Source organism: Isoptericola variabilis, from assembly GCF_050311655.1.
Taxonomy (GTDB): Bacteria; Actinomycetota; Actinomycetes; order Actinomycetales; family Cellulomonadaceae; genus Isoptericola; species Isoptericola variabilis.
This window is the reverse complement of sequence record NZ_JBNOZM010000001.1, coordinates 314,612-336,889: the sequence shown is the minus strand read 5'-3', so window position 1 is coordinate 336,889 and position 22,278 is coordinate 314,612. Positions and strand designations below refer to the sequence as shown.

20 protein-coding genes and 1 tRNA gene are annotated in these 22,278 nt (G+C 73.9%); 9 read left to right on the top strand and 12 right to left on the bottom strand.

Translation table 11 applies throughout. The annotated features are described in order from the left end of the window. Positions 1-7: 7 nt before the first annotated feature. Positions 8-871 carry an ABC transporter substrate-binding protein gene (locus ACQP60_RS01560; protein WP_429728070.1) on the bottom strand — a complete coding sequence of 288 codons (864 nt, stop codon included), beginning with the start codon at positions 869-871 and terminating at the stop codon, positions 8-10. Between the two features lie 188 nt (positions 872-1,059). Here ACQP60_RS01560 and ACQP60_RS01555 point away from each other — a divergent pair, with 188 nt between their 5' ends. The 3 genes from ACQP60_RS01555 to ACQP60_RS01545 are packed head-to-tail and all read left to right on the top strand — an operon-like array spanning position 1,060 to position 3,067. Beyond that, the gene (locus ACQP60_RS01555) at positions 1,060-1,446 is read left to right on the top strand and encodes a YciI family protein (protein WP_429728069.1); all 387 of its coding nucleotides are present in this window, start codon (positions 1,060-1,062) and stop codon (positions 1,444-1,446) included. Beyond that, the gene (locus ACQP60_RS01550; RefSeq protein WP_429728068.1) at positions 1,443-1,793 is read left to right on the top strand and encodes a YciI family protein; all 351 of its coding nucleotides are present in this window, start codon (positions 1,443-1,445) and stop codon (positions 1,791-1,793) included. The genes ACQP60_RS01555 and ACQP60_RS01550 overlap by 4 nt, the downstream gene beginning before the upstream one ends. A 20-nt stretch (positions 1,794-1,813) precedes the next feature. Further along, positions 1,814-3,067, top strand: coding sequence for an RNA polymerase sigma factor (locus ACQP60_RS01545; protein WP_429728067.1), 1,254 nt, complete (start codon positions 1,814-1,816; stop codon positions 3,065-3,067). 29 nt (positions 3,068-3,096) lie between these two features. Here the strand turns inward: ACQP60_RS01545 and ACQP60_RS01540 are convergent, their stop codons facing one another. From ACQP60_RS01540 to ACQP60_RS01515, 6 genes are all read right to left on the bottom strand, one after another. Beyond that, a complete protein-coding gene (locus ACQP60_RS01540; RefSeq protein ID WP_429728066.1) occupies positions 3,097-3,591 on the bottom strand; it encodes a dsRBD fold-containing protein in 495 nt (164 codons plus the stop codon). An 85-nt stretch (positions 3,592-3,676) separates the two neighbouring features. Further along, positions 3,677-5,761: an endo-1,4-beta-xylanase gene (locus ACQP60_RS01535; RefSeq protein ID WP_429728065.1), complete on the bottom strand. Its 2,085-nt coding sequence runs from the start codon at positions 5,759-5,761 to the stop codon at positions 3,677-3,679. A gap of 223 nt (positions 5,762-5,984) precedes the next feature. Next, positions 5,985-6,254, bottom strand: coding sequence for a DUF7218 family protein (locus tag ACQP60_RS01530; protein WP_429728064.1), 270 nt, complete (start codon positions 6,252-6,254; stop codon positions 5,985-5,987). A gap of 226 nt (positions 6,255-6,480) precedes the next feature. After that, positions 6,481-6,557: transfer RNA gene (locus tag ACQP60_RS01525), tRNA-Met, on the bottom strand. Between the two features lie 186 nt (positions 6,558-6,743). Continuing rightward, the gene (locus ACQP60_RS01520) at positions 6,744-9,824 is read right to left on the bottom strand and encodes a UPF0182 family membrane protein (protein ID WP_429728063.1); all 3,081 of its coding nucleotides are present in this window, start codon (positions 9,822-9,824) and stop codon (positions 6,744-6,746) included. Positions 9,825-9,942: 118 nt separating this feature from the next. Further along, entirely contained in the window at positions 9,943-11,112 is a 1,170-nt protein-coding gene (locus tag ACQP60_RS01515) for a YlbL family protein (protein ID WP_429728062.1), read from the bottom strand. Positions 11,113-11,332: 220 nt separating this feature from the next. Here ACQP60_RS01515 and ACQP60_RS01510 point away from each other — a divergent pair, with 220 nt between their 5' ends. Next, positions 11,333-12,871, top strand: a complete 1,539-nt coding sequence (locus ACQP60_RS01510) for a zinc-dependent metalloprotease (protein WP_429728061.1) — start codon at positions 11,333-11,335, stop codon at positions 12,869-12,871. 15 nt (positions 12,872-12,886) lie between these two features. On the opposite strand, the gene ACQP60_RS01505 is transcribed toward ACQP60_RS01510, so the two are convergent. Next, positions 12,887-13,429, bottom strand: coding sequence for a M48 metallopeptidase family protein (locus ACQP60_RS01505; RefSeq protein ID WP_429728769.1), 543 nt, complete (start codon positions 13,427-13,429; stop codon positions 12,887-12,889). Positions 13,430-13,583: 154 nt separating this feature from the next. On the opposite strand from ACQP60_RS01505, the gene ACQP60_RS01500 reads away from it, so the two are divergent. Next, complete coding sequence (locus tag ACQP60_RS01500) at positions 13,584-14,669, top strand: ThiF family adenylyltransferase (RefSeq protein ID WP_429728060.1); 1,086 nt, start codon at positions 13,584-13,586, stop codon at positions 14,667-14,669. A 130-nt stretch (positions 14,670-14,799) separates the two neighbouring features. Here the strand turns inward: ACQP60_RS01500 and ACQP60_RS01495 are convergent, their stop codons facing one another. From ACQP60_RS01495 to ACQP60_RS01485, 3 genes are all read right to left on the bottom strand, one after another. After that, complete coding sequence (locus ACQP60_RS01495; protein ID WP_429728059.1) at positions 14,800-15,171, bottom strand: WhiB family transcriptional regulator; 372 nt, start codon at positions 15,169-15,171, stop codon at positions 14,800-14,802. Between the two features lie 489 nt (positions 15,172-15,660). Continuing rightward, complete coding sequence (locus ACQP60_RS01490; protein WP_429728058.1) at positions 15,661-16,161, bottom strand: hypothetical protein; 501 nt, start codon at positions 16,159-16,161, stop codon at positions 15,661-15,663. Between the two features lie 110 nt (positions 16,162-16,271). After that, entirely contained in the window at positions 16,272-18,308 is a 2,037-nt protein-coding gene (locus tag ACQP60_RS01485) for an ATP-dependent DNA helicase UvrD2 (RefSeq protein ID WP_429728057.1), read from the bottom strand. Between the two features lie 92 nt (positions 18,309-18,400). Here ACQP60_RS01485 and ACQP60_RS01480 point away from each other — a divergent pair, with 92 nt between their 5' ends. Beyond that, complete coding sequence (locus ACQP60_RS01480; protein ID WP_429728056.1) at positions 18,401-18,670, top strand: mycoredoxin; 270 nt, start codon at positions 18,401-18,403, stop codon at positions 18,668-18,670. Between the two features lie 19 nt (positions 18,671-18,689). Here ACQP60_RS01480 and nudC read toward each other — a convergent pair whose 3' ends face one another. Further along, positions 18,690-19,691 (bottom strand): NAD(+) diphosphatase, encoded by a 1,002-nt coding sequence (nudC, locus tag ACQP60_RS01475; RefSeq protein ID WP_429728055.1) that lies wholly within the window; start codon positions 19,689-19,691, stop codon positions 18,690-18,692. Between the two features lie 122 nt (positions 19,692-19,813). On the opposite strand from nudC, the gene ACQP60_RS01470 reads away from it, so the two are divergent. The 3 genes from ACQP60_RS01470 to cynS all read left to right on the top strand — a co-directional run bounded on the left by ACQP60_RS01470 (position 19,814) and on the right by cynS (position 22,278). After that, a complete protein-coding gene (locus tag ACQP60_RS01470) occupies positions 19,814-20,737 on the top strand; it encodes a macrolide 2'-phosphotransferase (protein WP_429728054.1) in 924 nt (307 codons plus the stop codon). 186 nt (positions 20,738-20,923) lie between these two features. Then, positions 20,924-21,781: a formate/nitrite transporter family protein gene (locus tag ACQP60_RS01465; RefSeq protein WP_429728053.1), complete on the top strand. Its 858-nt coding sequence runs from the start codon at positions 20,924-20,926 to the stop codon at positions 21,779-21,781. A 47-nt stretch (positions 21,782-21,828) separates the two neighbouring features. Further along, positions 21,829-22,278 (top strand): cyanase, encoded by a 450-nt coding sequence (gene cynS / locus ACQP60_RS01460; protein WP_429728052.1) that lies wholly within the window; start codon positions 21,829-21,831, stop codon positions 22,276-22,278.

Genomic DNA, 22,278 nt, shown 5'->3' with positions numbered 1-22,278 from the left:
GCGCGGGTCAGGACAGCTCGGGGACGTCGTCGGACTTGAGCCACGTGGTGCGCAGCTCGGCGAGCGTGCCGTTCTCCTCGAGAGTGTCGACGGCGGCGGAGACGCACGCGGTGAGCGACGAGCCCTTGTCGAGCACCAGCCCGAGCTGCTCCGGCTCGCCCACGGGCGGCAGCGTGCCGATCACGTGGGTGTCGGGGAAGTAGACGGTCGAGGCGGCGACGCCCTGGTCGACGTCCATCACCATGGCGTCGATCGTCCCGGAGCTCAGCGCCGTCATGCCGTCGCCCGCGGCGTTGAAGGGGGTGACCTCGACGTCGTCGCCCCACGCGGCGTCGGCGACGGCGAGCGACGTCTGCGAGGCGGTCACGCCGATCTTCGCGCCCTCGAGGTCGGCCAGGCTGGCGGCCTTCGAGAACTCGCCCTCGTCGGCCACGATCACGCCCTGCCGGCTGGTGAGGTACGGGCTGGAGAAGTCGACGGCGTTCTTGCGCTCGTCGGTGATCGTCGTCTGGTAGGCGGCGACGTCGAAGGGCTTCACGGCCGGGCTGATGATCTGCTCGAACGTGACGGAGGTCCACTCGACGTCGTCCTTCGCGAAGCCCAGCTCGTCCGCGACGGCGTACACGAGGGCGGACTCGAAGCCCTCTCCGCTGCTCGGCTCGCCCACGTACCAGGGCTCGAACGGGTCGCTCGCACCGACGGTCAGCGTGCCGTCGGTGAGGGTCTGCATCCCCTCGGGGGTGCAGTCGGTCGCGCTGCCGGAGGCCGCGGGCGCGCCGTCGCCGCCGTCGTCCGACGACGAGCAGCCGGCGAACGCGAGCGTGGCGGCCGACGCGAGAGCGACCGCGAGGACAGGACGGGAGGTGCGCACGGTGGTGCCTTTCCGACGAGGGGGACCGACGAGGACGGAGCGGGTCGCGCCGCCGACGAGCCTATGCCGACCACGGATTCCCGCGGCATGGCGGTGGTCACAGAGGAACCTCGGCGCGGTTGTCGATCTTCCCGACCCGCGCGCGTCATCACCGTGTACGACCCACCACGAGGAAGGACGATGGGACCATGACCACGTACGTCGTACTGCTGCCCGGCGTCGAGGACGTCTGGGAACGGGCGAGCGCGCAGGAGCGCGCCGCCGTCTACGCGAGGCACGAGGAGTTCGCCCGGCTGCTCGCCGAGCGCGGGCACCGCATCACCGGCGGCGCCGAGCTCACGCACTCCCGCACCACCAAGCAGGTCTCCCGCGACGCCGCGGGCCGGGTGGTCGTGACCGAAGGGCCCTTCGCCGAGACGGCGGAGCAGCTGTCCGGGTTCTACCTCGTCGAGTCGGACGACCTCGACGACCTGCTCCAGGTCAGCGCGACCCTCGTCGGCTCGACCGGCGGCGGCGACGCGGACGGCGTCGTCGAGGTGCGCGCCGCCGTCGACCACGGGGAGGGCGAGGCATGAAGGTCGTCGTCCTGCTCACGCAGCCGAACCACTACGAGATCTGGGGCGCCGCCGACGATGCGCACCGCGAACGCTTCTACGCCCGGCTGGAGGCCTTCGACTCCGCCGTCGCGGAGCGGGGAACGGTCGTCGCGGGCGAGGGACTCGCCCATCCCGGCACCGCTCGCACGCTCGGGCCGGGCTCGAACGGCGACCGCGCGGTCACGGACGGCCCCTACGCCGAGACGGCCGAGCAGCTCGGCGGCTTCTACGTCGTCGACGTGCCCGACCTGGACACCGCCGTCGAGCTCGCGCGGCTGCTGCCGGACGAGCTCACGGTCGAGCTGCGACCGGCCGTGGCGGGGTAGGGCGCCGTGGAAGGACGCCCGTGACGGCCCTCGAGGACCTGATGCGCGACGAGTGGGGCCGGCTGCTGGCCCTGCTCGTCGCGCGGTTCCGCCGCCTCGACCTGGCCGAGGACGGGCTCGCGGACGCGTTCGAGGCGGCGGCCCGCACCTGGCCCCGCGACGGCGTGCCGGCGAACGGCCCGGCCTGGCTCCTCACGGCTGCCCGGCGCCGCGTGCTCGACCGGCTCCGGTCGGAGCAGGTCCTGGCGCGCTCGATGCCGTTGCTGGAGGTGGAGGCGGACCTCGCCGCCCGGGCGCAGCGGGTGATGGCGGACGCCGGCGAGCCCCTCACCGACGAGCGGCTGCGCCTGGTGCTGCTGTGCGCCCACCCGCGGCTGTCGCGGGAGGCGGCGGCCGCGCTCTCGCTGCGCCTGGTGCTCGGTGTGCCCACGGCCGACGTCGCCCGCCTGTTCCTGCAGTCCACGCCGACGATGGCGGCGCGGCTCACCCGGGCGCGCAAGAAGCTCGCGGGCGAGCGGTTCGCGCTGCCGCCCGCCCAGGAGGCCGCCGAGCGCCTCGGCGTCGCGGCCGACGTCGCCTACCTCGCGTTCACCGCGGGCTACGCGCCGGCCAGCGGGGACGACGTCGTGCGCGGCGAGCTCGCCGGCGAGGCGGTGCGGCTCGTCCGCGTGCTGCGCGACGTCCGACCCGCGCTGGGCGGCGCCGCGAGGGGCGACGGCGCGGACGGCGACGACGTGGCGGCGCGCGACCTCGACGCGCTCCTCGCGCTCGTGCTCCTCCAGCACTCGCGCCGCGACGCCCGCGTGCGCGACGGCGCCCTGGTGCTCCTGCCGGACCAGGACCGCACCCGCTGGCACCAGGACGAGATCGCGGAGGCCCTCGACCTGCTCACGCCGCTCGCCACCGCTCCCCCGACGCCGTACCTGCTGCAGGCCCTCGTGGCCGCCGAGCACGCGATCGCCCGCACCCCGGACGCGACCGCCTGGGACCGCGTCCTCGCCCGCTACGACGAGCTCCTGGCGCTCACCGACACCCCGGTGGTGCGGCTCAACCGGGCCGTCGCGGTCGCCGAGGTCGCCGGCCCGCGCGCCGGCCTCGACGCGCTCGCGGGGGTCGCGCTGCCCGGGCACCGGCTGCCGGCCCTGCGGGCGGAGCTGTTGCGGCGCGACGGCGACCGGGACGCCGCCCTGCGGGCCTACGACGCAGCGCTCGCCCTGTGCGGGCAGGGTGCCGAGCACGACCACCTGCGCCGTCGTCGTGCCGAGCTCGCCTGACCGTCCCGCCCGCGAGGCCAGACCGACGGTCAGGGGTGCACGTGCGCCTGGTGCCCCGTCTGCGCGGAGATGTCCTGCTCGGCCTGCTCGAGCAGCGCGTCCGCCAGCCGGCGCAGGGCCCGTGCCGCCGCGACCTCGTCCCCGATGACCGGGACCTGCAGGTCGTCCGGGTCCTTGCGCGCGTGCCCGACGGCCCGCAGCGAGCCGACGTCCGGTCCAGGCGTCAGCATCGCCTCCGCCGTCGTGCTGCCGGCCGACTCCACGAGCGAGACCCGCACGTCCCACGTCAGCGCACGGGCGGGCGACGGCTGCGGCGGTCGCGCGTGCTCCGTCCCTCCCCCGTCGTGCTGCACCAGGGTGTCCGCGCCGGGGAAGACCAGCGTCTCCTCCCCCGTGTCCGACCAGCGCACCTGGTAGGGCGGCGAGCCGTCCTCGTGCGGGCAGGCGATCACCACGCCGTCGCGCACCGCCCCGCCGACCACCCCGGACGCCACCACGATCCGGTCGCCCACCGTCGCCCTCATCGTCGCCTCCCGTGCGTCGTCGCCCGTGCGTCCATCGTGCGCGTCGGCGCGGGCGCACGCACGAGCGTCGGAGGCGCCCCGGCCGTCAGGGGGTGCAGCCGGTCGCCTCCTCGGGCCCGACGACGACGTCCACCGGGGCGCCGGGCGCGAGGGTGACGCACCGCGCGTCCTCGACCGCGCCCCCGGAGTCCACGCTGCGATAGGCGATGGTCGGGCGCGTGGACCGCTTGAGCGTGAACGGCCCGTCGTACGCGACCCAGTCGCCGTCGTCGACGCGGTACTCGGTGCGGGTCAGCGTGGCGGGCGCTGTCACCGCGGCGTCGAGGGCGACCGTGACCCGGTTGGTCCCCTGGTACGACAGGGTCGTGCTCGGCGGGGTCGGCTCGACGACGGCCCCCGGCCAGCTCACGACCGGCTCCGAGCCGGTGCCCGTGAGCTTCTCCACCGTGATCGAGTTGATCGTGAACGCGTTGCCGCCCATCCCCCCGCGGACGGCGATGTTGCCGACGAGCCCGTCGGCGGGCTGCGCGCCGTCGAGCGTCACCTCGGTGACCAGGTCGTAGCTGCCCATGTTGACCATGCCGCTGGTGAAGTACGCCGGGATGTGCGTGGCCACCTCGTCGGCGGAGTACTGGTGGTCGTTGATCGCGGCACCGTCGGCGGTCGTGTAGCCGCCGTTCGTGTTGTCCTTGAGCCACCGCACCCGGATCGCCGTCGTCCCCTTCGCGGTGTAGTTCACGGTGAGGCGGTAGGTTGCGCCCTTCTCGGGCGTGAACGCCACCTGGCCGTCGTCGGTCGTGGACCAGGGCCATGCCGTCGCGTCGTCGCCCAGCACGATGTTCGCCCCGCTCCAGGCGTCACCCTTCGAGGTGTCGTAGACGTGGACGCCGGGCACCGGTGCGCGGTCCTCGTCGCCCGGCAGGTCCAGGTACTCGTGGGTGGCGAGGAACTCCGCCGGGTACAGGATGCCCAGCAGGGCCTCCTTCGCGTTGCCGTCGTAGTCGTAGGGCAGCGCGAACTCCCCACCCTTCCAGCCGGTCTCGACGTCGCGGACGCCCGCGAGCTTCACGCCCGTGATCACGTGCGGGTTGTCGGTGGTGTTGGCCGGGCCCGCCGCGTAGTCCCGGTACACCCGGAACAGCTCGGCGAACTTCATGCCCTGGTTGTTTCCCGCCTCCGGCGTGAGCTCGCCGGGCGGCAGGGCGATGTCCATCTCGGTGACGTTGACGTCCACGTTCCCCAGCGAGGCGAACAGCCGGATGTTCTTCTCGACGGCGGCCACGTCCGTGGCCAGGTTGTAGTGGCCCTGCATGCCGATCACCTCGATCAGCGGCTTGCCGTTCGGACGCACGCCGGCGTAGCGCTCGTTGATGTCCTCGACCATGGCGTGGACGACCTGGGCCTTGGCCGGCGAGTCCAGGCCGAAGTCGTTGTAGGTGAGCTTCACGTCCCAGCCGTGGGAGTCGACCACCTCGGCCGCCTTGAGGAACGCGAGCTCCACCCAGTCGGAGCCCAGCGCCTGGTACCAGCCCTCGCCCTTGGCCAGGGATGCGCGCCAGTCGTCGGGGTTCGCCGTGCCGACGGCCTCGTTGACGACGTCGATCGCCTGCAGCTCGCCGCCGAAGTGGCCGAGGACGTTCTCGATGTGCGTGTCGAGGTTGGCCAGCGCGACGTCGTGGTCGAACGTGCCCGGCTGGCCGTACCGGGCCGGGGGCGCGTCCCACATCCACGTGGGCGTCTGGGAGTGCCACGCGAGGGTGTGCCCGGAGAACGTCATGTCGGGACTCGCGGCCGCGTACCTGGCGAAGGCGTCGTCGGCGGCGTCGTAGGTGAAGACGCCCTTCTCCTTCTGGGTGTAGTCGGGCTTCATCTCGTTGCCCGGGGTGAAGGACGCGTAGTTGTAGACCAGCGCCTGCATCTCGCCCGCGCCGAAGACGCCGAACGGGAAGTAGTCGCGGTACACGTCCTTCATCGCCGGATAGTGCTCGAAGGTCTGCCCGGCCGGCGGCAGCTCCAGGGCGGCCGCGGCGCTCGCGGCGACGGGGGCCCGGCCCGTGACGCCCGACGCGCCCGCGGCCCACGCCGCTCCGGGTCCGGCGAGAACGACGCCGAGGATCCCGGCGGTCGAAATCGATTTCGTCAGGACCGAAAAGGCGCGCCCGCGTGGCATGTGGTTCCTCTCGTCGGGACGCCCCCGTCGGCGTCTGCTCGGGAACCTATCGGCACCCCGCACGGCGGGCAAGGGTCGGGCGCGCGATTCCTACGCCGCTCGGCAGCACAGGTCCTGCCTCGCGAAGCACCGTCCGCCCCGCAGGTGAGAGCGCCTGGCGAGCACCCCGCGACCGTCCGACGACGTCCGCGGACGGGCGGGGCGGCTCCGGGCGCGGCGGCCGTCAGTGCGAGCGCAAGGCGTCGATCAACTCGCTCTTGCGCATCGACGACCTGCCCTCGATGCCGATCTCGGACGCGCGCTTGCGCAGGTCGGCGACGGTCCAGTCGTCGTAGGAGCCGGACTTCCCGCCCTTCTCGCCGACCTTCTTGCGGCCGCGCGCCGCGGCGGCGTTCGCGATCCGCGCGGACTTCTCCTTGCTGTTGCCCTCGTCGCGCAGCTCCTCGTAGAGCTCCTTGTCCTTGACGCTCGGCCCCGCATCTCGTCGCGGCATCCTGCGACTCCTCCCGGTCACGACCTGTCGATCGGTCCTGGCACCGCGCGTCGTCTCCACGCGGTGACTCCACCGTGGACGCGACGCCGCCAGGTCGCATCCCGAGGAACGCGCCGGGGCACGTTCCTGAGCACGGTGACAGAGAAGCCCGGGCGACACCGGCCGGACATGACGAAGGCCCCGACCGGATCCCGGTCGGGGCCTTCTGGATGTCGACGACATCCCGTGGTAGCGGGGGCAGGATTTGAACCTGCGACCTCTGGGTTATGAGCCCAGCGAGCTACCGAGCTGCTCCACCCCGCGTCGACTCCCTGAACATTACGGCGTCACCGGGCACGAATCAAATCGCATCGGGCGAATGGGACGGAGGTCACACCCGCGGCCGCCTCCGACCTGCGACGACGTCGACGCTGCCCCTCCCCACGAACGACGGCGGGGCCGCCGGTCCGATAGACCGACGACCCCGCGCCTCGCACCACCCCGCCGGGGTCAGCCGGCGGACCCGAGCTCCTGCTCGGCGGCGAGGGCGTCCTCGATCGCCTTCTGCAGGCGGTCCTGCGCCTCGCCGTACGCGGAGAAGTCGCCGGCCTTCAGCGCCTCGTCGCTGTCGGTCATCGCCTTGTTCGCGTCCTGGAGAGCGGAGTTCAGGCGCGACTGCGCGTCGCCCGACGGCGTGCTGCCGCCGCTCGGCTCGGTGCTCGGCTCGGTGCTCGGCTCCGTGCTCGGCTCCGTGCTGGGCTCCGCGGACGGCTCGGTCCCCCCGTCGCCGCCGTCGACCGGCGCGGTGGGCACCTCGGTCTCGGTCCCGCCGTCGGCGTCGCCGGCCGTCGCGCCCGAGTCGCCGCCGAACACCTGGTCCAGGGCCTCGTCGAGCGTCTCCGCATACCCGGTCTGGTCACCGAACGCGACCAGCACACGACGCAGCAGCGGGTACGCCGTGCCTCCCGCGGACTGGATGTACACCGGCTGTACGTACAGCAGGCCACCACCCACGGGCAGCGTCAGCTGGTTGCCTCGCACGACGTTCGACGAGCCCCGCTCCAGGATGTTCAGCTGCTCGGAGATCGTCGGGTTCGAGTCGAAGTTGTTCTGCACCTGACCGGGGCCGGGCACCGTGGAGTCGCGAGGCAGCTCCAGCATCCGGAGCTTCCCGTAGCCCTCCGCCACCTCGCCCGCGGTGGACCCGGCGTCGCCGTCGGCGGCCAGGTACCCGGTGAGGATCTCGCGGTCCGTGTTACCGCCCGGGATGAAGGTGCTGGTCAGCGAGAACGCCGACGACTCCTGTCCCGGCATCTGCAGCGACATGTAGTACGGCGGCTGCTTCGGGGCGTTCGGGCCCGACGCGCCCCCGGTCGACACCGGGTCCGCCGGGTTCGCCCAGAAGTCCTGGCCGGAGAAGAACTGTCCCGCGTCCTCGACGTGGTACTGGGTCAGCAGCGTGCGCTGGACCTTGAACATGTCCTCCGGGTAGCGGATGTGGCTCATCAGGTCGCCCGAGATCTCCGACATCGGCTGGACCGACGTCGGGAACACGTCGGACCAGGCCTTGAGGACGGGGTCCTCCGTGTCCCACGCGTACAGGTCCACCGAGCCGTCGTACGCGTCGACGGTCGCCTTCACCGAGTTGCGGATGTAGTTGACCTCCGGCGGCATCTCCACCGGCACGCCCTGCGCGGCGAGGGTCAGCGAGTCCGCCGTCGCCTCCTGCATCGGACGGCTGGTCGAGTACGGGTACGCGTCCGACGTGGTGTAGCCGTCGATGATCCACTTGACGCGCCCGTCGACGACGGCCGGGTACATGCCCTGGTCGAGGGTCAGCCACGGGGCGACCTTCTGCACGCGCGTCATCGGGTCACGGTCGTAGAGGATCTGCGACTCCTCGGTCACGCGGTCGGAGAACAGCATCTCCTGCGAGCCGAACTTCAGCGCGTAGAGCAGCTTGCTGCCGAACGACCCGACGGACGGGCCCGCGGTCACCTCGTCCGTGGGGAACGTGGTGTTGACCTGCTGGCCGCCCTGCTCGTCGTCGGCCTGGTAGTCGAGCTCCCACGGCTTCGTGTCCTCCGGCGCGCCCACGATGGAGTACTCCGTGGTGGACGGGCTGAAGTAGATGCGAGGCTCGTACCCCTTGTCGGTGAGCGCGCCCTGCGTGGGGATGCCGCCCTCGTAGAAGGCCGGCTGCCCGTCCGGGCCGGGCTGGTTGCCGTACGCGGCCACCACGCCGTAGCCGTGCGTGAACACGGTGTGGTCGTTCACCCAGTTGCGCTGGCCGTCGCCCAGGCCGGCGAGGTTCAGCTCGCGCACCGCGATCACGGTGTCGCGGGACTCGCCGTCGATCTCGTACCGGTCCACCGAGAGGTTGTCGGCGAAGTTGTAGTACTGCTTGTTCTGCTGCAGCTGCCGGAACGACGGGCTGACGATCTGCGGGTCGAGCAGACGCACCGACGCCGTCGTGTCGGCGTCCTCGCGCAGGGCGCCCTCCTCGGCCTGAGTCGTCGCGTCGTACGGCTGCGTCTCGATGTCGTCCAGCCCGTACGCCGCGTGCGTCGCGTCGATGTTGCGCTGGATGTAGTCGGCCTCGAGCTCCTGCGCGTTCGGGTTCACCTGGAACCGCTGCACGACCGCCGGGTAGATGCCGCCGATCGCGATCGCCGACACGACCATGAGGCCCACGCCGATGGCCGGCAGACGCCACGTGCCCCGGACGGCCGCCACGACGAACAGCAGCGCCACGAGCACCGCGACGCCGGTGAGGATCTCCTTCGAGGGGATGACCGCGTGCACGTCCGAGTAGGAGGCGCCGTTGTAGGTGGCCGCGGTGCTGCCGCCGTTCGTCGCCGTGAGCAGCGAGTACCGGTCGAGCCAGTAGTTCGCGCCGATCACCAGCATGAGCGCGGAGCCCAGCACGGCGAGGTGGATCCGCGACGCACGCGTGGTGCGCGGCGTGCCGGCCGGCACGGGCCCGAGGCGCAGGCCCCCGTACAGGTAGTGCGTCACCAGGGCGGCGATGCCCGCGATGATCACGACCGCCATGAGGAAGCTCACCGCGAACCGCAGCGCCGGCAGCGAGAAGACGTAGAACCCGAGGTCGATGCCGAACTGCGGGTCCTTCTCGCCGAACGACGACGGGTTGATCGCCAGGAGCACGCTGCGCCACTGCGCGGACGCCGCGACGCCGGCGAAGAACCCGACGACGACCGGCCCGGCGATGGTCACGACGCGCCGCAGCGGCTCGATGGCCTCGCGGTACTGGTCCAGGGTCGCCTGCTCGGGCGTCGACGGCGCGTAGACCGGGCGCACCCGGTACGCGACGGCGAACGACGAGAACACGGCCGCCGCCATGACGAGGAAGCCGACGACGAACAGGACGCCGCGGGTGATCCACTCCGTCCAGATCACGTTGCCGAAGCCGAGCGCGTCGAACCACATGATCTCGGTCCAGAACTGCGCGAGCAGGAGCAGCGCGACGACGACCGCGGCGATCACGACCAGCGTGATCGCGAGAGGACTGCGGCGGCGCTTGGCGGGCGGGCCGCCTGGTCGTCGACGGGGCGGGGCAGCGAAGGACACGGTGCGGGCACCTCACTCGTGCTCGGGACGGACGGACGTTCTGGTGTGGAACGTCCCTGTCATCCCTCAGGTTCCCACGCTTCGCCCGCGGGTGGGCGACGTGCTCTTCACAGGCCGGTCACGAGCAGGTGGGCAGGTCCTCGCCCTCGCCCGCGCCGATCGCCTCGATCGCCTCCCGCGCGTCGTCGAGGGTCGCCACCCGGGCCACCCGCAGGCCCTCGGGGACGTGCCCGACGACCTCGTCGCAGTTGTCGGCCGGGGCGAGGAACCAGTCGGCGCCGTCCTCCACCGCCCCGAAGAGCTTCTGCTGGATGCCGCCGATCGGCCCGACCAGACCGTCCACGCTCATGGTGCCCGTGCCCGCGACGTGCGCACCGTTCAGCTCGTCCTGGGGCGTCATCTTCGTGATGATCGCCAGCGCGAACATGGTGCCCGCGCTCGGCCCGCCGATGTCCCCCGGCCGGATCGTCACCTGGACGGGCCACGCGTACTTCGGGTCGAGGAGCACGCCGAGCGCCGCCCGCCCGTCACCGTCCGACGTCGTCACCGTGAGATCCTTCGCCTCGCCGTCCCGCTCGACGCCCAGCGTGACGTCGTCGCCCGGGGTCACGTCGTCGAGGCCGGCCAGCAGGTCCTGGTGCGTCGTGATCTCCTGCCCGTCGATGCTGCGCACCACGTCCCCCGGCTCGACGACGCCGTCGGCGCCCGAGTCCGGCACGGTGCCGGCCACCGTGAGGGTGGCGGGCACCTCGTACCCCAGCTCCGTCAGCGCGGCCACGGTCGCGGCCGACTCCGACCCCGCCATCTGCGCCTGACCGACCTCCTGCTGCTGCTCCCGCGTGGTCTGCTCGGGGAAGATCGACTCGACCGGCTGCACCGAACGCTCGCGCGAGCCCCAGCCCCACAGCACGTCCCCCAGCAGGACGTCGCCGCCGGGCCCGCCGTAGACCGACACGGTGGTGAGGCGCAGCTCGCCCGTGACGTCGTAGGTGTCGGCGCCCTCGATCTCGACGACGGGCTTCGCTGTGGCGCTCTCGCCGCCGCTCGACGTCTCGCCCGAGCCGCCCTGGACGTCCGCGCCCTGCAGCCCGAGCGTGTCCTCCGTGGGCCCCGGGGCGCGGATGGCGTACGGCGTGGGGAGCACGAGGAGCACGGCGGCGAGGAGTGCGGTCACCAGCAGGGAGACGCCGAGCGTCACGCTGCGTCGCGACGCGCGCGCGGCAGGGAGCGTGTCCTCGTCGGGCGACGACGGGTCGTCGGGCGCGAGGATGTCGCGGTCGAAGGTCACCGGCACATCATCGCCGACGTTCCTGGGCGTGCGCCCGGGCGACGTGCCCGGTCAGGGTCTCGTCAGGGTCTCCGGGAGATCTGCGCCCAGAGCGAACTGCCGGAACCCCACGGCCCGGCCGGACGTCGTCGGTGGTTACGGTGAACCCGTCGACCGACGGCCGCCGTCACGGGCGTCCCCACGACCGCGTCCCTCCACCGCCCAGCCGAGGAGCCTCCGCATGAGCAACCTTCCCGACGACCCCGAGGGTGCCGAGGAGCGCGAGCGCATGCTGCGCTCGATGCTGGAGGGCTTCTTCGGCGACCGCACCGACGAGGTCCTCGCCCAGATGCGCGCGCAGGGCATCGACCCGGCCGCACTCGCGGGCATGCCGGGCGCCGGCACGCCCGACCCGGCGACGATGCAGCACGTCCTGGCCCAGGTGCAGCGGATGCTGTCCGCGTCCGGCGACGGCCCGGTGAACACCGACGTCGCGCACGACATCGCACGCCAGGTCGCCGTCGCCGAGGGGGACCCGTCGCTGACCGGCGGCCAGGCCAAGGCCGCGACCGACGCGCTCGGGGTCGCCGAGCTGTGGCTCGACGCCGTGACCGACCTGCCGCCCGCCGGCGGGCGCGCGCACGCGTGGAGCCGCTCGGAGTGGGTCGAGGCCACGCTCCCCGCGTGGAACCGGCTGGTGGCGCCGGTGGCGACGTCGGTCGCCGACGCCCTCGCCACCGTGCTGCGCGACCAGCTCCCCGGGGACCTCGGCGACGACGCGCTGGGCATGCCGGGGCTCGCGGGCCTGCCCGCCGGCGCCCTGGGCGGCGGCCTCGGTGGCGGGTTCGACCCCGCGCAGATGATGCGCCGCCTCGGGTCCGCCGTCTTCGGCATGCAGGTGGGGCAGGCCGCCGGCACCCTCTCCCGGGAGGTCTTCGGCGCCACCGACGTCGGTGTCCCGCTGCTGTCCGAGCCCGCCACCGTGCTGCTCCCGACCAACGTCACCGCGTTCGCGGACGGCCTCGACGCCCCGCTGGAGGAGGTGCGGCACTTCCTCGCGCTGCGCGAGGCCGCGCACGCCCGCCTGTTCACGCACGTCCCCTGGCTCGCGGCGCACCTGCACGGCCTGGTCGAGCAGTACGCGCGCGGCATCACCATCGACCTGGACGTGCTCGAGCAGCAGGTGCGCGACATCGACCCCAGCGACCCCGAGGCGCTGCGCGGCGCGCTGACCGGCGGCGTCTTCGGCCTGCAGCACACGCCCGAGCAGGAGGCCACGCTGCTGCGCCTGGAGACCGCGCTGGCGCTCGTGGAGGGCTGGGTCACGGAGGTCGCGGCGACAGCGGCCCTCCCCCACCTGCCGCACACCTACCCGCTGCGCGAGATGATCCGGCGCCGCCGCGCGGCCGGCGGGCCCGCGGAGCACACCTTCGCCACCCTGGTCGGCCTGGAGCTGCGCCCGCGCCGCTCGCGCGACGCCACCGCGCTGTTCGCGCACGTCCTCGCCGAGGGCGGCCCGGAGGCCCGCGACGCCGTCTGGGAGCACCCGGACCTGCTGCCCGGCACCGCCGACCTCGACGACCCCGCCGGCTACTTCACGCGCCGCAAGGAGCAGGCGGAGGAGCAGTCCGACGTCGACGCGGCGCTGGCGCAGATCTTCGACGCCGCGGACCAGGCGGGCTCCGACCGGCCGCGCACCGACGAGACGGGATCCGGCGACGCGGGGTCCGACGACACGGGCACGGGCACGAGCGACGACGAGGAGCGCCCGTCGTCCTGAGCGGTCCGGCCGGGCTCAGCCGGCGGCGGGCGAGTCGTCGGCGAGCGCCGGCGACGCGCCGCCGTCGTCCTGGACGAACGACACGCCCTCGAGGAAGCCGCGCGCGCGGTCGGTGCGGGGGTAGCTCTCGAGGAGCTGCCAGAAGGCAGGGCCGTGCCCGGCGTGCAGCAGGTGCGCCAGCTCGTGCAGCAGCACGTAGTCGAGCACCCACTCCGGCATCCCCTGCACGCGCGTGGAGATCCGGATCGAGCCGTCGACCAGCGTGCACGACCCCCAGCGGCGGCCCTGGTGGGGCGACCAGGAGACGCTCGTGGGGTGGGCACGGCCGTCCAGGTACCGCTCGGAGAGCTCCTTGGCCCGCTCGACGAGCTGGGCGTCGGACGGGCGCCGGCGGCGCTCCTTGTCCTCGAGCCGCGCGAGCATCTTCGCGACCCACTCGCGCTCCTGGGCGCGCGAGAAGCGCGCGGGAATGGCCACGACGGTGCGCTCACCGTCGCGGTACGCGCTGACCGTGGCGGTCCGTCGACGGCTGCGCCGGACCTCCACCGACGTCATCATCGTGTCGTGGGCCACGGCACGACGGTACCGGGGAATCGTGAACTTTGTGTGTCAGAACACACGAACCGGGCGCCGTCGGGCCCTCCGAGGAGGCCGGCGCGGGACCTGTGGACGACGCCCGACCGACCCCGGGCGCACGTGCCAGGGTGACCGCATGGCACCCGCCGACAGCCGGCCCGCCGCGCCGGGCCCCCTCCTCACGCTGCGCCCGGCGACCCCCGTCCTCGACCACGGCGACGGCGAGGTCCAGCTCGGCACCGACCCGCGCTGGAGCCTCGTCCTGTCCGGCCTGGACGACCACGAGGCACGTTGGCTGCGCGACGCCGGGGCGCGCCGGCACCGGTCCCTCGAGCGCGGCGCCCGGCACTGGGGCGTGAGCGCCGAGCGTCACGCGCAGATCCTGCGCGCGCTGGGCGACGGCGGCTTCCTCGTCCCGACCGGCGGGAACGGGGAGCCCGGCGCGGCGGGCGCCGCGGCGGACTGGACTCCCGACGCCACCGTGCTGGGCGCCCTGCGGCCCGACGGCGCCGGCACGCTCACCCTCGCCCGACGCGCCGAGCGCCTGGTCGGCGTCCACGGCCTCGGCCGGACCGGGACCGCCCTGGCGGGCCTCCTCGCCGACGCCGGCGTCGGCGGCCTCGTGCTCGACGACCGCGACCCGGTCCAGGTGAGCGACCTCGGGCTCGGCGGCCACGGACCCGGCGACGTCGGCCGCCCCCGGGAACGGTCCGCGGCCGCGCGCCTCGCGGCCGCGCACCCGCGGCTCCGGGTCGGCAGCGAGCTGCGGGTCACGACGGGCGACGAGCCGCACCTGCCGGACGTCGTCGTGGTCGTGGAGTCGCACGTCGCGCGACCGGGACGCTACGAGCGGCTGCTGGGCGCCGGCGTCCCGCACCTGCCCGTCGTCGTGCGGGAGGCCGACGTCGTCGTCGGCCCGATGGTCCTGCCCGGCCGCTCGGCCTGCGTGGGCTGCTGCGACCGGCACGCCGCCGACGCGGACCCCGGCTGGCCCTCCGTCGTGGCGGACCTCGCCCACCGGACGTCCGACGGGGTCGCCCACGAGACCACGCTCGCCGCGACCGCCGCCGCGCTCGCCGCGGGGCAGGTGCTGGCGCTGCTCGACGGCGCGACGCCGGCGACCGTGGGGCGACGTCTGGAGGTCGCGCTGCCCGAGGCGGTGCCGCGCGTGCGAGACGTCGCGCCGCACCCGGGCTGCGGATGCACCCGCCTGCCGGCATGAGGACAGGCCCCCGGCGAGACCACGGAGAGCCGGCCGCACGTGGTGCGGGCGTGCTCTCCGGGGGCTCGCCGGAGGCCTGTCATGGTTCCTGCATGGTCAGCGCGCCGGGCGTGCCGGGCGCACCGCGCGGTCATGCTGCGACGGTCTCCGACTTCCGGGGCCGGCCGCGACCGCGCTTGCGGGCCACGACCTTGCCGTCGACGAAGACCTCACCACCCCAGACGCCCCAGGGCTCCTGCCGCTCGAGGGCGCCCGCGAGGCACCCGGCCTGCAGCGGGCAGCCGCGGCACAGCGCCTTGGCCTCCTCGACCTGGGCGGTGTGCTCCGCGAACCAGAGCTCCGGGTCGTTGGTGCGGCACGGCAGCAGCGCCGCGAACTGGCGGTCGAGCTCGGCCACCTCGGCCGGGCTCTGCGTGAGGGGTTGATGCGGGGTCCAGGGGCCGGATCCGCCCTGGGGGATCGTGTCGAGCAGCCGCTCGTCCAACAGCTGTGCGAGACGCACGAGTTCCTCCGTCAGGTCCTGGGTCTTGATATGAACGTCGGTGTTCAGGACCTGCGGTGGACCCCTGGAGTCAGAGGTCCGGCTCGAACGACCTGGTGAGGTCTTCTTCCCTGGGCGGAAAGACGAAGGCCGCGGGTCCCGGTGGGACTCCGCGGCCTGGATCCGGTTCTAGACCGGATGGCTCCAGGGGGCGGAGTCGGGTGCGATGTGGAGATCGGCGTTGCCTGCTCCGTGCTTGCGCGCGCGGAACGGACGAACGGCGTCGAGCTCGCCACGGGCAGACGTGTACCCGGGCGCGCCGGCAGACGCGGTCGCCATCACGATCTGAGTCATCGTGTCCATCTTGTGCACCCACCTCCTCACTGCTCTCGGACCTCCGCCTCTCGGCAGACGCCACTCCGTCTGGGACTCTCCGAGCATAGACGGCCTCGCCGCGGCCGCCACATCTTTTTTCGACTTTTTCTTCGGCGAGTTTTTCCGGGCACCCGATCAGGCTCCCGCGGACGTCGACGCGTGCAGCGGGCCGACGATCTTCAGGTCGCCCAGGCAGCCCTCCACCGCCGCCGCCACGCCCGCGTCGTCGAGCCCGTCCGGGACCTCCCGGACCTGCAGCCCGCCGTCGCCGCGGCTCGCGTCGAAACCCTCGTCGAGGAGGCAGTCGACCTGGACCTGCTGGAGGTCCTGCACCTCGGCCTGGGTGATGAGACCGTCCTCGAGGATCTCGGTGCCGCGGTCGGTCGTGACGCGCTCGAGGGCCTCGGCGAAACCCTCGGGCAGCTCGTGGGCGGCGTGGCCGCCACCCTCGGAGCTCCCGTGGTCGGCGTGGTCGCCGCCGCCGCGTGGCCCGTTGCCGTCGCCCGGGTCGGAGCCGCCGCCGGAGCAGGCCGCCAGCAGGACGGCGAGGACGGCGCCGGTGACGGTCGCCGACAGGGCGACGGGTGCCGTGCGGGCGCGACGGGCGGCGGGGCGGGGACGGCGGGCGGGGACCATGGCGGACACCTCTCGTCGGGGGGACGGACCCCGACAATCTGGCAGGCCCTGCGACGCCCCACAAGACCTTTCGTCAGGTTTGCTCACAAATACGGGATATGCCGTACGCGTCAGCCGGCCTGCTCCGCCACGATGGCGAGGATCGTCTCGCCGTACCGGTCGATCTTCGCCGGGCCCACGCCGTTCACACGCGCGAGCTGGGCCACCGACGTCGGCTTGAGCTCCGCGATCGCCGCCAGCGTGGCGTCGCCGAGCACCGTGAACGCCGGCTTGTCCGTCTCGCGGGCCACCGACAGCCGCCACTCGCGCAGCGCGTCGAACAGCGCGACGTCGTGCTCCCCCGTGAGCTGCTGGCGGGCCTGGCCGCGCACCGCCCGCCCACGGCCCCGCCGGTCCGCCGGGTCGTCCGGCCACAGCCCGTCGAGGAAGCGGGTGCGCTTGCGGGTGGCGCGGCCGCCCGGGTTGCGGGACCGCGCGAACGACAGCTCCAGGTGCTCACGGGCCCGGGTGATCCCCACGTAGAGGAGGCGGCGCTCCTCCGCGACCGCCTCGTCCGTCTCCGCGAGCGAGATCGGCATGAGCCCCTCGCTCACCCCGGCCAGGAAGACGGCGTCCCACTCGAGACCCTTCGCCGCGTGCAGCGACGCCAGCGTGACGCCCTCGACGGTGGGCGCGTGCTGCGCCGAGGCCCGTTCCTCCAGCTCGCCGACGAGCGTCGCCATCGTGGCGGGCGCGTCCTCGGGCGCCACGGCCGCCACGTCGTCGGCGAGCCCGACGAGCGCCTGCATCGCCTCCCACCGCTCGCGCGCGGCGCCCCGGGCGGCGGGCGGCTGCTCCGTCCAGCCGGCGGTGGTGAGCACGTCGCGCACCTGCTCCGGCATCGGCTGGTCCGGGTCGGCGGACCGGGCGGCGCCGCGCAGCAGGACGATCGCGTCGCGCACCTCCTTGCGCTGGAAGAACCGCTCGCCCCCACGGACGAGGTAGCTGATCCCGGCGTCCGCGAGCGCCGACTCGAAGGCCGCCGACTGCGCGTTGGTGCGGTAGAGCACCGCGATCTCGCTGGGCCGCACGCCCGACGCGATCAGCCGGCCGGCCCGGGCCGCGATCCCCGCGGCCTCCGCGTCGTCGTCGTCGTAGGCCGTGAAGCTCGCGGGCGGGCCCGCCGGCCGCTGCGCCACCAGCTCCAGCGCCCCGGGGACCCGCCCGCGGCGCAGCACCTGGTTGGCGAGGTGCACGACCTGCGGCGTGGAGCGGTAGTCGCGCACGAGCCGGACCACCTGGGCGTCGGCGTAGGTCCGCGTGAAGTCGAGCAGGTAGTGCGGCGTCGCGCCCGTGAAGGAGTAGATGGTCTGCGACGGGTCGCCCACGACGCACAGCTCCTTGCGGTCGCCGAGCCACTGGTCGAGCAGGAACTGCTGCAGCGGCGAGACGTCCTGGTACTCGTCGACCACGAAGTGCCGGTACTGCGAGCGGACCTCGTCGGCCACCTGCCGGTGGGAGTTGAGCATGTCCGCGAGCATCAGCAGGACGTCCTCGAAGTCGATGACGCCGCGCTCGGTCTTGACGTCCTCGTACGCCGTGATGAGGCGAGCGACGGTCTGGTGGTCGTAGCCCGACGGCGCGGGGCGGTCGTCGACGAGCGCCGCCTTGACGTAGTCCTCCGCCGTGACGAGCGACACCTTGGCCCACTCGACCTCGGAGGACAGGTCGCGCACGGCGACCCGGTCGACGCTGACGCCGACGCGGCGCGCGGCCTCGGCGACGGCGGGGGCCTTGTGCTCGAGGATCCGCGGCGGTGCGCCCCCGACCACGCGGGGCCAGAAGTAGCCGAGCTGCCGCAGCGCCGCCGCGTGGAAGGTGCGCGCCTGCACGCCCACCACGCCCAGGTCGCGCAGCCGGGTGCGCATCTCCCCCGCCGCGCGGGCGGTGAACGTCACCGCGAGCACGGACGTCGGCTTGTACGTGCCGGTGCGCACGCCGTAGGCGATGCGGTGGGTGATCGCCCGCGTCTTGCCCGTGCCCGCACCCGCGAGCACGCACACCGGCCCCGTGAGGGCCAGCGCCACGTCCCGCTGCTCGGGATCGAGGGCGTCGAGGATCGCGTCGGGATGAAGCGGGGCGCTCGGGGAGTTGGTGGTGGTCGACATCGTCTGCGATTCTCGCAGCCGTCGCCGACACGCCGCTCCCGTCGTCCCCAGGCCGGGGCACCGGGCCGCGGCACCCCGATCAGGAGGACCCGATGACCACCGCCACCCCGACGCTCCCCGAGCCCGGCACCGTCACGATGTACTCGACGGCGTGGTGCGGGTACTGCCGTCGGCTGCGCACCCAGCTCGACTCCGAGGGCATCGGGTACACGGTGATCGACATCGAGGAGCAGCCGGAGACCGCGGAGTTCGTGGAGCAGGTCAACGGCGGCAACCGCACCGTCCCGACCGTCGTCTTCCCCGACGGCACCGCCGCGACCAACCCGTCGCTGCTGGACGTGAAGGCACGCCTGGCCTCCTGAGGCCCCCGCCCCTGGCCGCTCAGCCGGGCAGCTCTCCCCCGTACCACTCCTCGACGAGGGCGCGGGCGATCGACGGACGCCCCGGCAGGCCCACCTCGCCGGCGCGCACGCCCGCGGCCAGCTCCTCCCGGGTGAACCAGCGCGCCGCGGTCACCTCCGCACCGTCCACCTCGACGTCGGTCGCCACGGCGCGCGCCCGGAAGCCGAGCATGAGCGACGCGGGGAACGGCCAGGGCTGGCTGCCGCGGTACACGACGTCGCCGGGCCCGTCGCCGACGACGACAGACGTCTCCTCGGCGACCTCGCGGCGCACCGCCTGCTCCAGGCCCTCCCCCGGCTCCACGTAGCCCGCGAGGGTCGAGTACCGGCCCTCCGGCCAGTGCGCGGCGTGGCCCAGCAGCAGGCGGTCCGCGTCGTCGACGACCGCCATGATCACCGCCGGGTCGGTGCGCGGGTAGACCTCGACGTCCTGCACCGGGCACCGGCGCACCCAGCCCGCCTGCTCGACGACGGTCGGCTCGCCGCACCGCGGGCAGCGCTCGTGCGACGCGTGCCACGCGGCCAGGGCCACCGCCTCCGCGGCGAGCGCGTCGCCGCGCCGCCCGCCCACCTCGCGCAGCCCGGCCCACCGGTGCTCGCGCGCCAGCCGCGGCGCGGGCGCCGCCGGGGAGACCCCCTCGATCCCCACGGCGTCGGCGTCCGCCTCGTCGGGCAGCACGAGGCCCAGCAGCCCCGCGCCGTCCTGCTCGCCGAGGAACAGCCAGCGGTGACCGGGCACGTGCGCGTCCGGGCGGTCGACCCGCTCGGGCTCGGCGGGGAGCCCGTCGACGGCCGCGACGTCGACGAGGAGCAGGTCGCCCGCGGCGTCGACGGCGACGCGGCCGCGCAGCACCAGCACGACCCGCGTGGCGGGGTCGTCCAGCAGCCGGGCCAGCAGCCCCGGCTCGGCGCGACGCTCGGCCGCGCGGTCGTGGGTGGCGTGCGTGTAGGAGAGGTCGGGGATCGCGAAGGGGGCCGTCACGCCTCGACCGTACCCGCGGCGGCGGGCCCGAGCCGTGCCCGACCGCACGACCGGCGGAACGACGGCGGACACGCGCGCCGCGGTGCTCCCGGGCGGGCCCCGGCACCGTCTACGGTGGGCGGGTGCCACGCAGTCCGCTCGCCCTCGCCGCCCTCGCGACGGCCGCCGTCCCGGGCCTGGACGCCCGCTCGGTCCGCCCCGAGGAGCTCCCGGGCGACTACGACGTCGCCGTCGTCACGGCCGACGACGGCGTCGACTGGCTCGTGCGCGCGCCGCGCACCACCATGGCCGGCGCCGCCCTCGAGGCCGAGACCGAGCTGCTCGAGGCGCTCCACCTGTACGTCGACGCGGGAGTGCTGCCCTTCACGGTGCCGCAGGTGGCCGGCTTCGCCCTGCTGCCCGAGGGCGGGCGCGCCGTCGTGCACCGGCACGTGACCGGCACGGCCCTCGACCTCGAGGCGCTGCGCCCCGGCCCCGGCCTCGCCGCCGACCTCGGCCGCACCCTCGCCGCGGTGCACGAGCTGCCCGCGTCCGTGGTGGAGTCGTGCGGGCTGCCGTCGTACACCGCGGCCGAGTACCGCGAGCGCCGCCTGGTCGAGCTCGACGAGGCCGCCGCGACCGGCAAGGTGCCGCCCACGCTGCTGCGCCGGTGGGAGGCCGCCCTCGAGGACGTGGCCCTGTGGCGCTTCCAGCCCGTCGTCGTGCACGGCGACCTCGCCACCGACCAGATGCTCGTCACCGGCGGGCGCGTCACCGCGATCAGCGGCTGGTCCGACGCCCGCGTGGCCGACCCGGCCGACGACCTCGCCTGGCTGCTCGTCGCCGCCCCGCCGGACGCGGTCGACTCGATCATGGAGGCCTACCAGCTGCGGCGCACCGAGCTGCACGACGCGCGCCTCGTCGACCGCGCGCTGCTCGTGGGCGAGCTCGCCCTGGCCCGCTGGCTGCTGCACGGCGTCCGCCGCGGCCTGGACGACGTCGTCGCCGACGCCGAGGCCATGCTCGCCGACCTGGACGAGGCCACCCGCGAGGACGCCCCCGCCTGACCTCTCACTGGGCCCCTCGCCGGGCCTCACAGGCCCAGGCCCCCGGGTGCGAGGCCGCGGAAACCGCGGGCTCATCGTCCCGGGCCGGGCCGAAACACGACCTCAACACCACGGCGACGTGGCCACAACCTGCGACGACGAGACTCGGCGGCACGCCAGCCCGCCACTCCCGCCGAAGGGTCCGCCATGTCGTACGTGATGCCGCAGGACTTCGTCTCGCAGATGATCGCCACCGGCGAGAAGAAGCTGTTCATGTCCACCCGGGACACCCTCATCCGCTCGTTCATGGGCGGCGCGATCCTCGCGCTGGCCGCCGCGATGGCGGTGACCATCTCGACGAACACCGGGAACCCGCTGCTCGGGGCCGTGTTCTTCCCGATCGGCTTCATCATGCTGTACCTGATGGGCTTCGACCTGCTCACCGGCGTCTTCACGCTGGTGCCGTTCGCCGTCATCGCCCGGCGCCCCGGCGCCACCTGGGCCGGCATATGGCGCAACTGGGGCCTCGTGTTCTGCGGCAACTTCGCCGGCGCGTTCACCGTGGCCGTGCTGATGGCGATCACGTTCACCTACGGCTTCGACGTGGCCCCCAACGAGGTCGGGCAGGCCATCGGGCACATCGGCGAGGGCCGCACCGTCGGGTACGCCGACCACGGCGCGGCCGGCATGCTGACGCTGTTCGTGCGCGGCGTGCTGTGCAACTGGATGGTCTCCACCGGCGTCGTCGCCTTCCTCATGTCGAAGGACACGATCAGCAAGGCCGTCGTCATGTGGATGCCCGTGTTCCTGTTCTTCTACATGGGGTTCGAGCACTCCGTCGTCAACATGTTCCTGTTCCCGTCCGGCCTGCTGCTCGGCGGCGACTTCACGGTCATGGACTACCTGGTCTGGAACGAGATCCCCACGGTGCTCGGCAACCTCGTCGGCGGCCTGACGTTCGTCGGCCTGCCCCTGTACCTGACGCACTACCGCACCCGCCCCGAGCGCCGCCGTCCCGCACCGGTGGACGCCGTCGAGGACCGCGTGGCCGCGCCGGTCGGCTGACGCCCCGCTCCCCCTCCGTCTCCGCCCGCACCGACCGAAGGACACCCGTGGACCCGATCATGACCAAGGCCGCCGCGGCCGAGCAGGTCGTCACCGCCCGCCTCCGCTCCGGCCTCACCTGGCAGGAGATCGCCGACGCCGTCGGCGCCCCGGTCGTCTGGACGACCGCCGCGCTGCTCGGCAACCACCCGATGGCGGCGGACCAGGCGTCGGCGGCGTGCGCGCTGCTCGGCCTGGGCGAGGACGTCGCCGAGGCCCTGCGGCTGCAGCCCTACCGCGTGCGCGACGAGGCCGTGGCGACCGACCCCACGATCTACCGCTTCCACGAGGCGCTCAGCGTCTACGGGCCGGCGCTCAAGGAGCTCATCCACGAGGAGTTCGGCGACGGGATCATGTCGGCGATCAACTTCCGGGTCGACATCGCCCGCCGCCCGCACCCGGACGGCGACCGCGTCGTCGTGACCCTCGACGGGAAGTTCCTCGACTACCGCTGGTGA

What these genes read in the sequence shown, in the direction of transcription:
- ACQP60_RS01555 (WP_429728069.1), top strand. Translation starts at nt 1,060, where the DNA reads ATGACCACGTACGTCGTACTGCTGCCCGGCGTCGAGGACGTCTGGGAA.
- ACQP60_RS01550 (WP_429728068.1), top strand. Translation starts at nt 1,443, where the DNA reads ATGAAGGTCGTCGTCCTGCTCACGCAGCCGAACCACTACGAGATCTGG.
- ACQP60_RS01540 (WP_429728066.1), bottom strand. Translation starts at nt 3,591, where the DNA reads ATGAGGGCGACGGTGGGCGACCGGATCGTGGTGGCGTCCGGGGTGGTC.
- ACQP60_RS01535 (WP_429728065.1), bottom strand. Translation starts at nt 5,761, where the DNA reads ATGCCACGCGGGCGCGCCTTTTCGGTCCTGACGAAATCGATTTCGACC.
- ACQP60_RS01530 (WP_429728064.1), bottom strand. Translation starts at nt 6,254, where the DNA reads ATGCCGCGACGAGATGCGGGGCCGAGCGTCAAGGACAAGGAGCTCTAC.
- ACQP60_RS01510 (WP_429728061.1), top strand. Translation starts at nt 11,333, where the DNA reads ATGAGCAACCTTCCCGACGACCCCGAGGGTGCCGAGGAGCGCGAGCGC.
- ACQP60_RS01505 (WP_429728769.1), bottom strand. Translation starts at nt 13,429, where the DNA reads ATGATGACGTCGGTGGAGGTCCGGCGCAGCCGTCGACGGACCGCCACG.
- ACQP60_RS01500 (WP_429728060.1), top strand. Translation starts at nt 13,584, where the DNA reads ATGGCACCCGCCGACAGCCGGCCCGCCGCGCCGGGCCCCCTCCTCACG.
- ACQP60_RS01490 (WP_429728058.1), bottom strand. Translation starts at nt 16,161, where the DNA reads ATGGTCCCCGCCCGCCGTCCCCGCCCCGCCGCCCGTCGCGCCCGCACG.
- ACQP60_RS01485 (WP_429728057.1), bottom strand. Translation starts at nt 18,308, where the DNA reads ATGTCGACCACCACCAACTCCCCGAGCGCCCCGCTTCATCCCGACGCG.
- ACQP60_RS01480 (WP_429728056.1), top strand. Translation starts at nt 18,401, where the DNA reads ATGACCACCGCCACCCCGACGCTCCCCGAGCCCGGCACCGTCACGATG.
- ACQP60_RS01465 (WP_429728053.1), top strand. Translation starts at nt 20,924, where the DNA reads ATGTCGTACGTGATGCCGCAGGACTTCGTCTCGCAGATGATCGCCACC.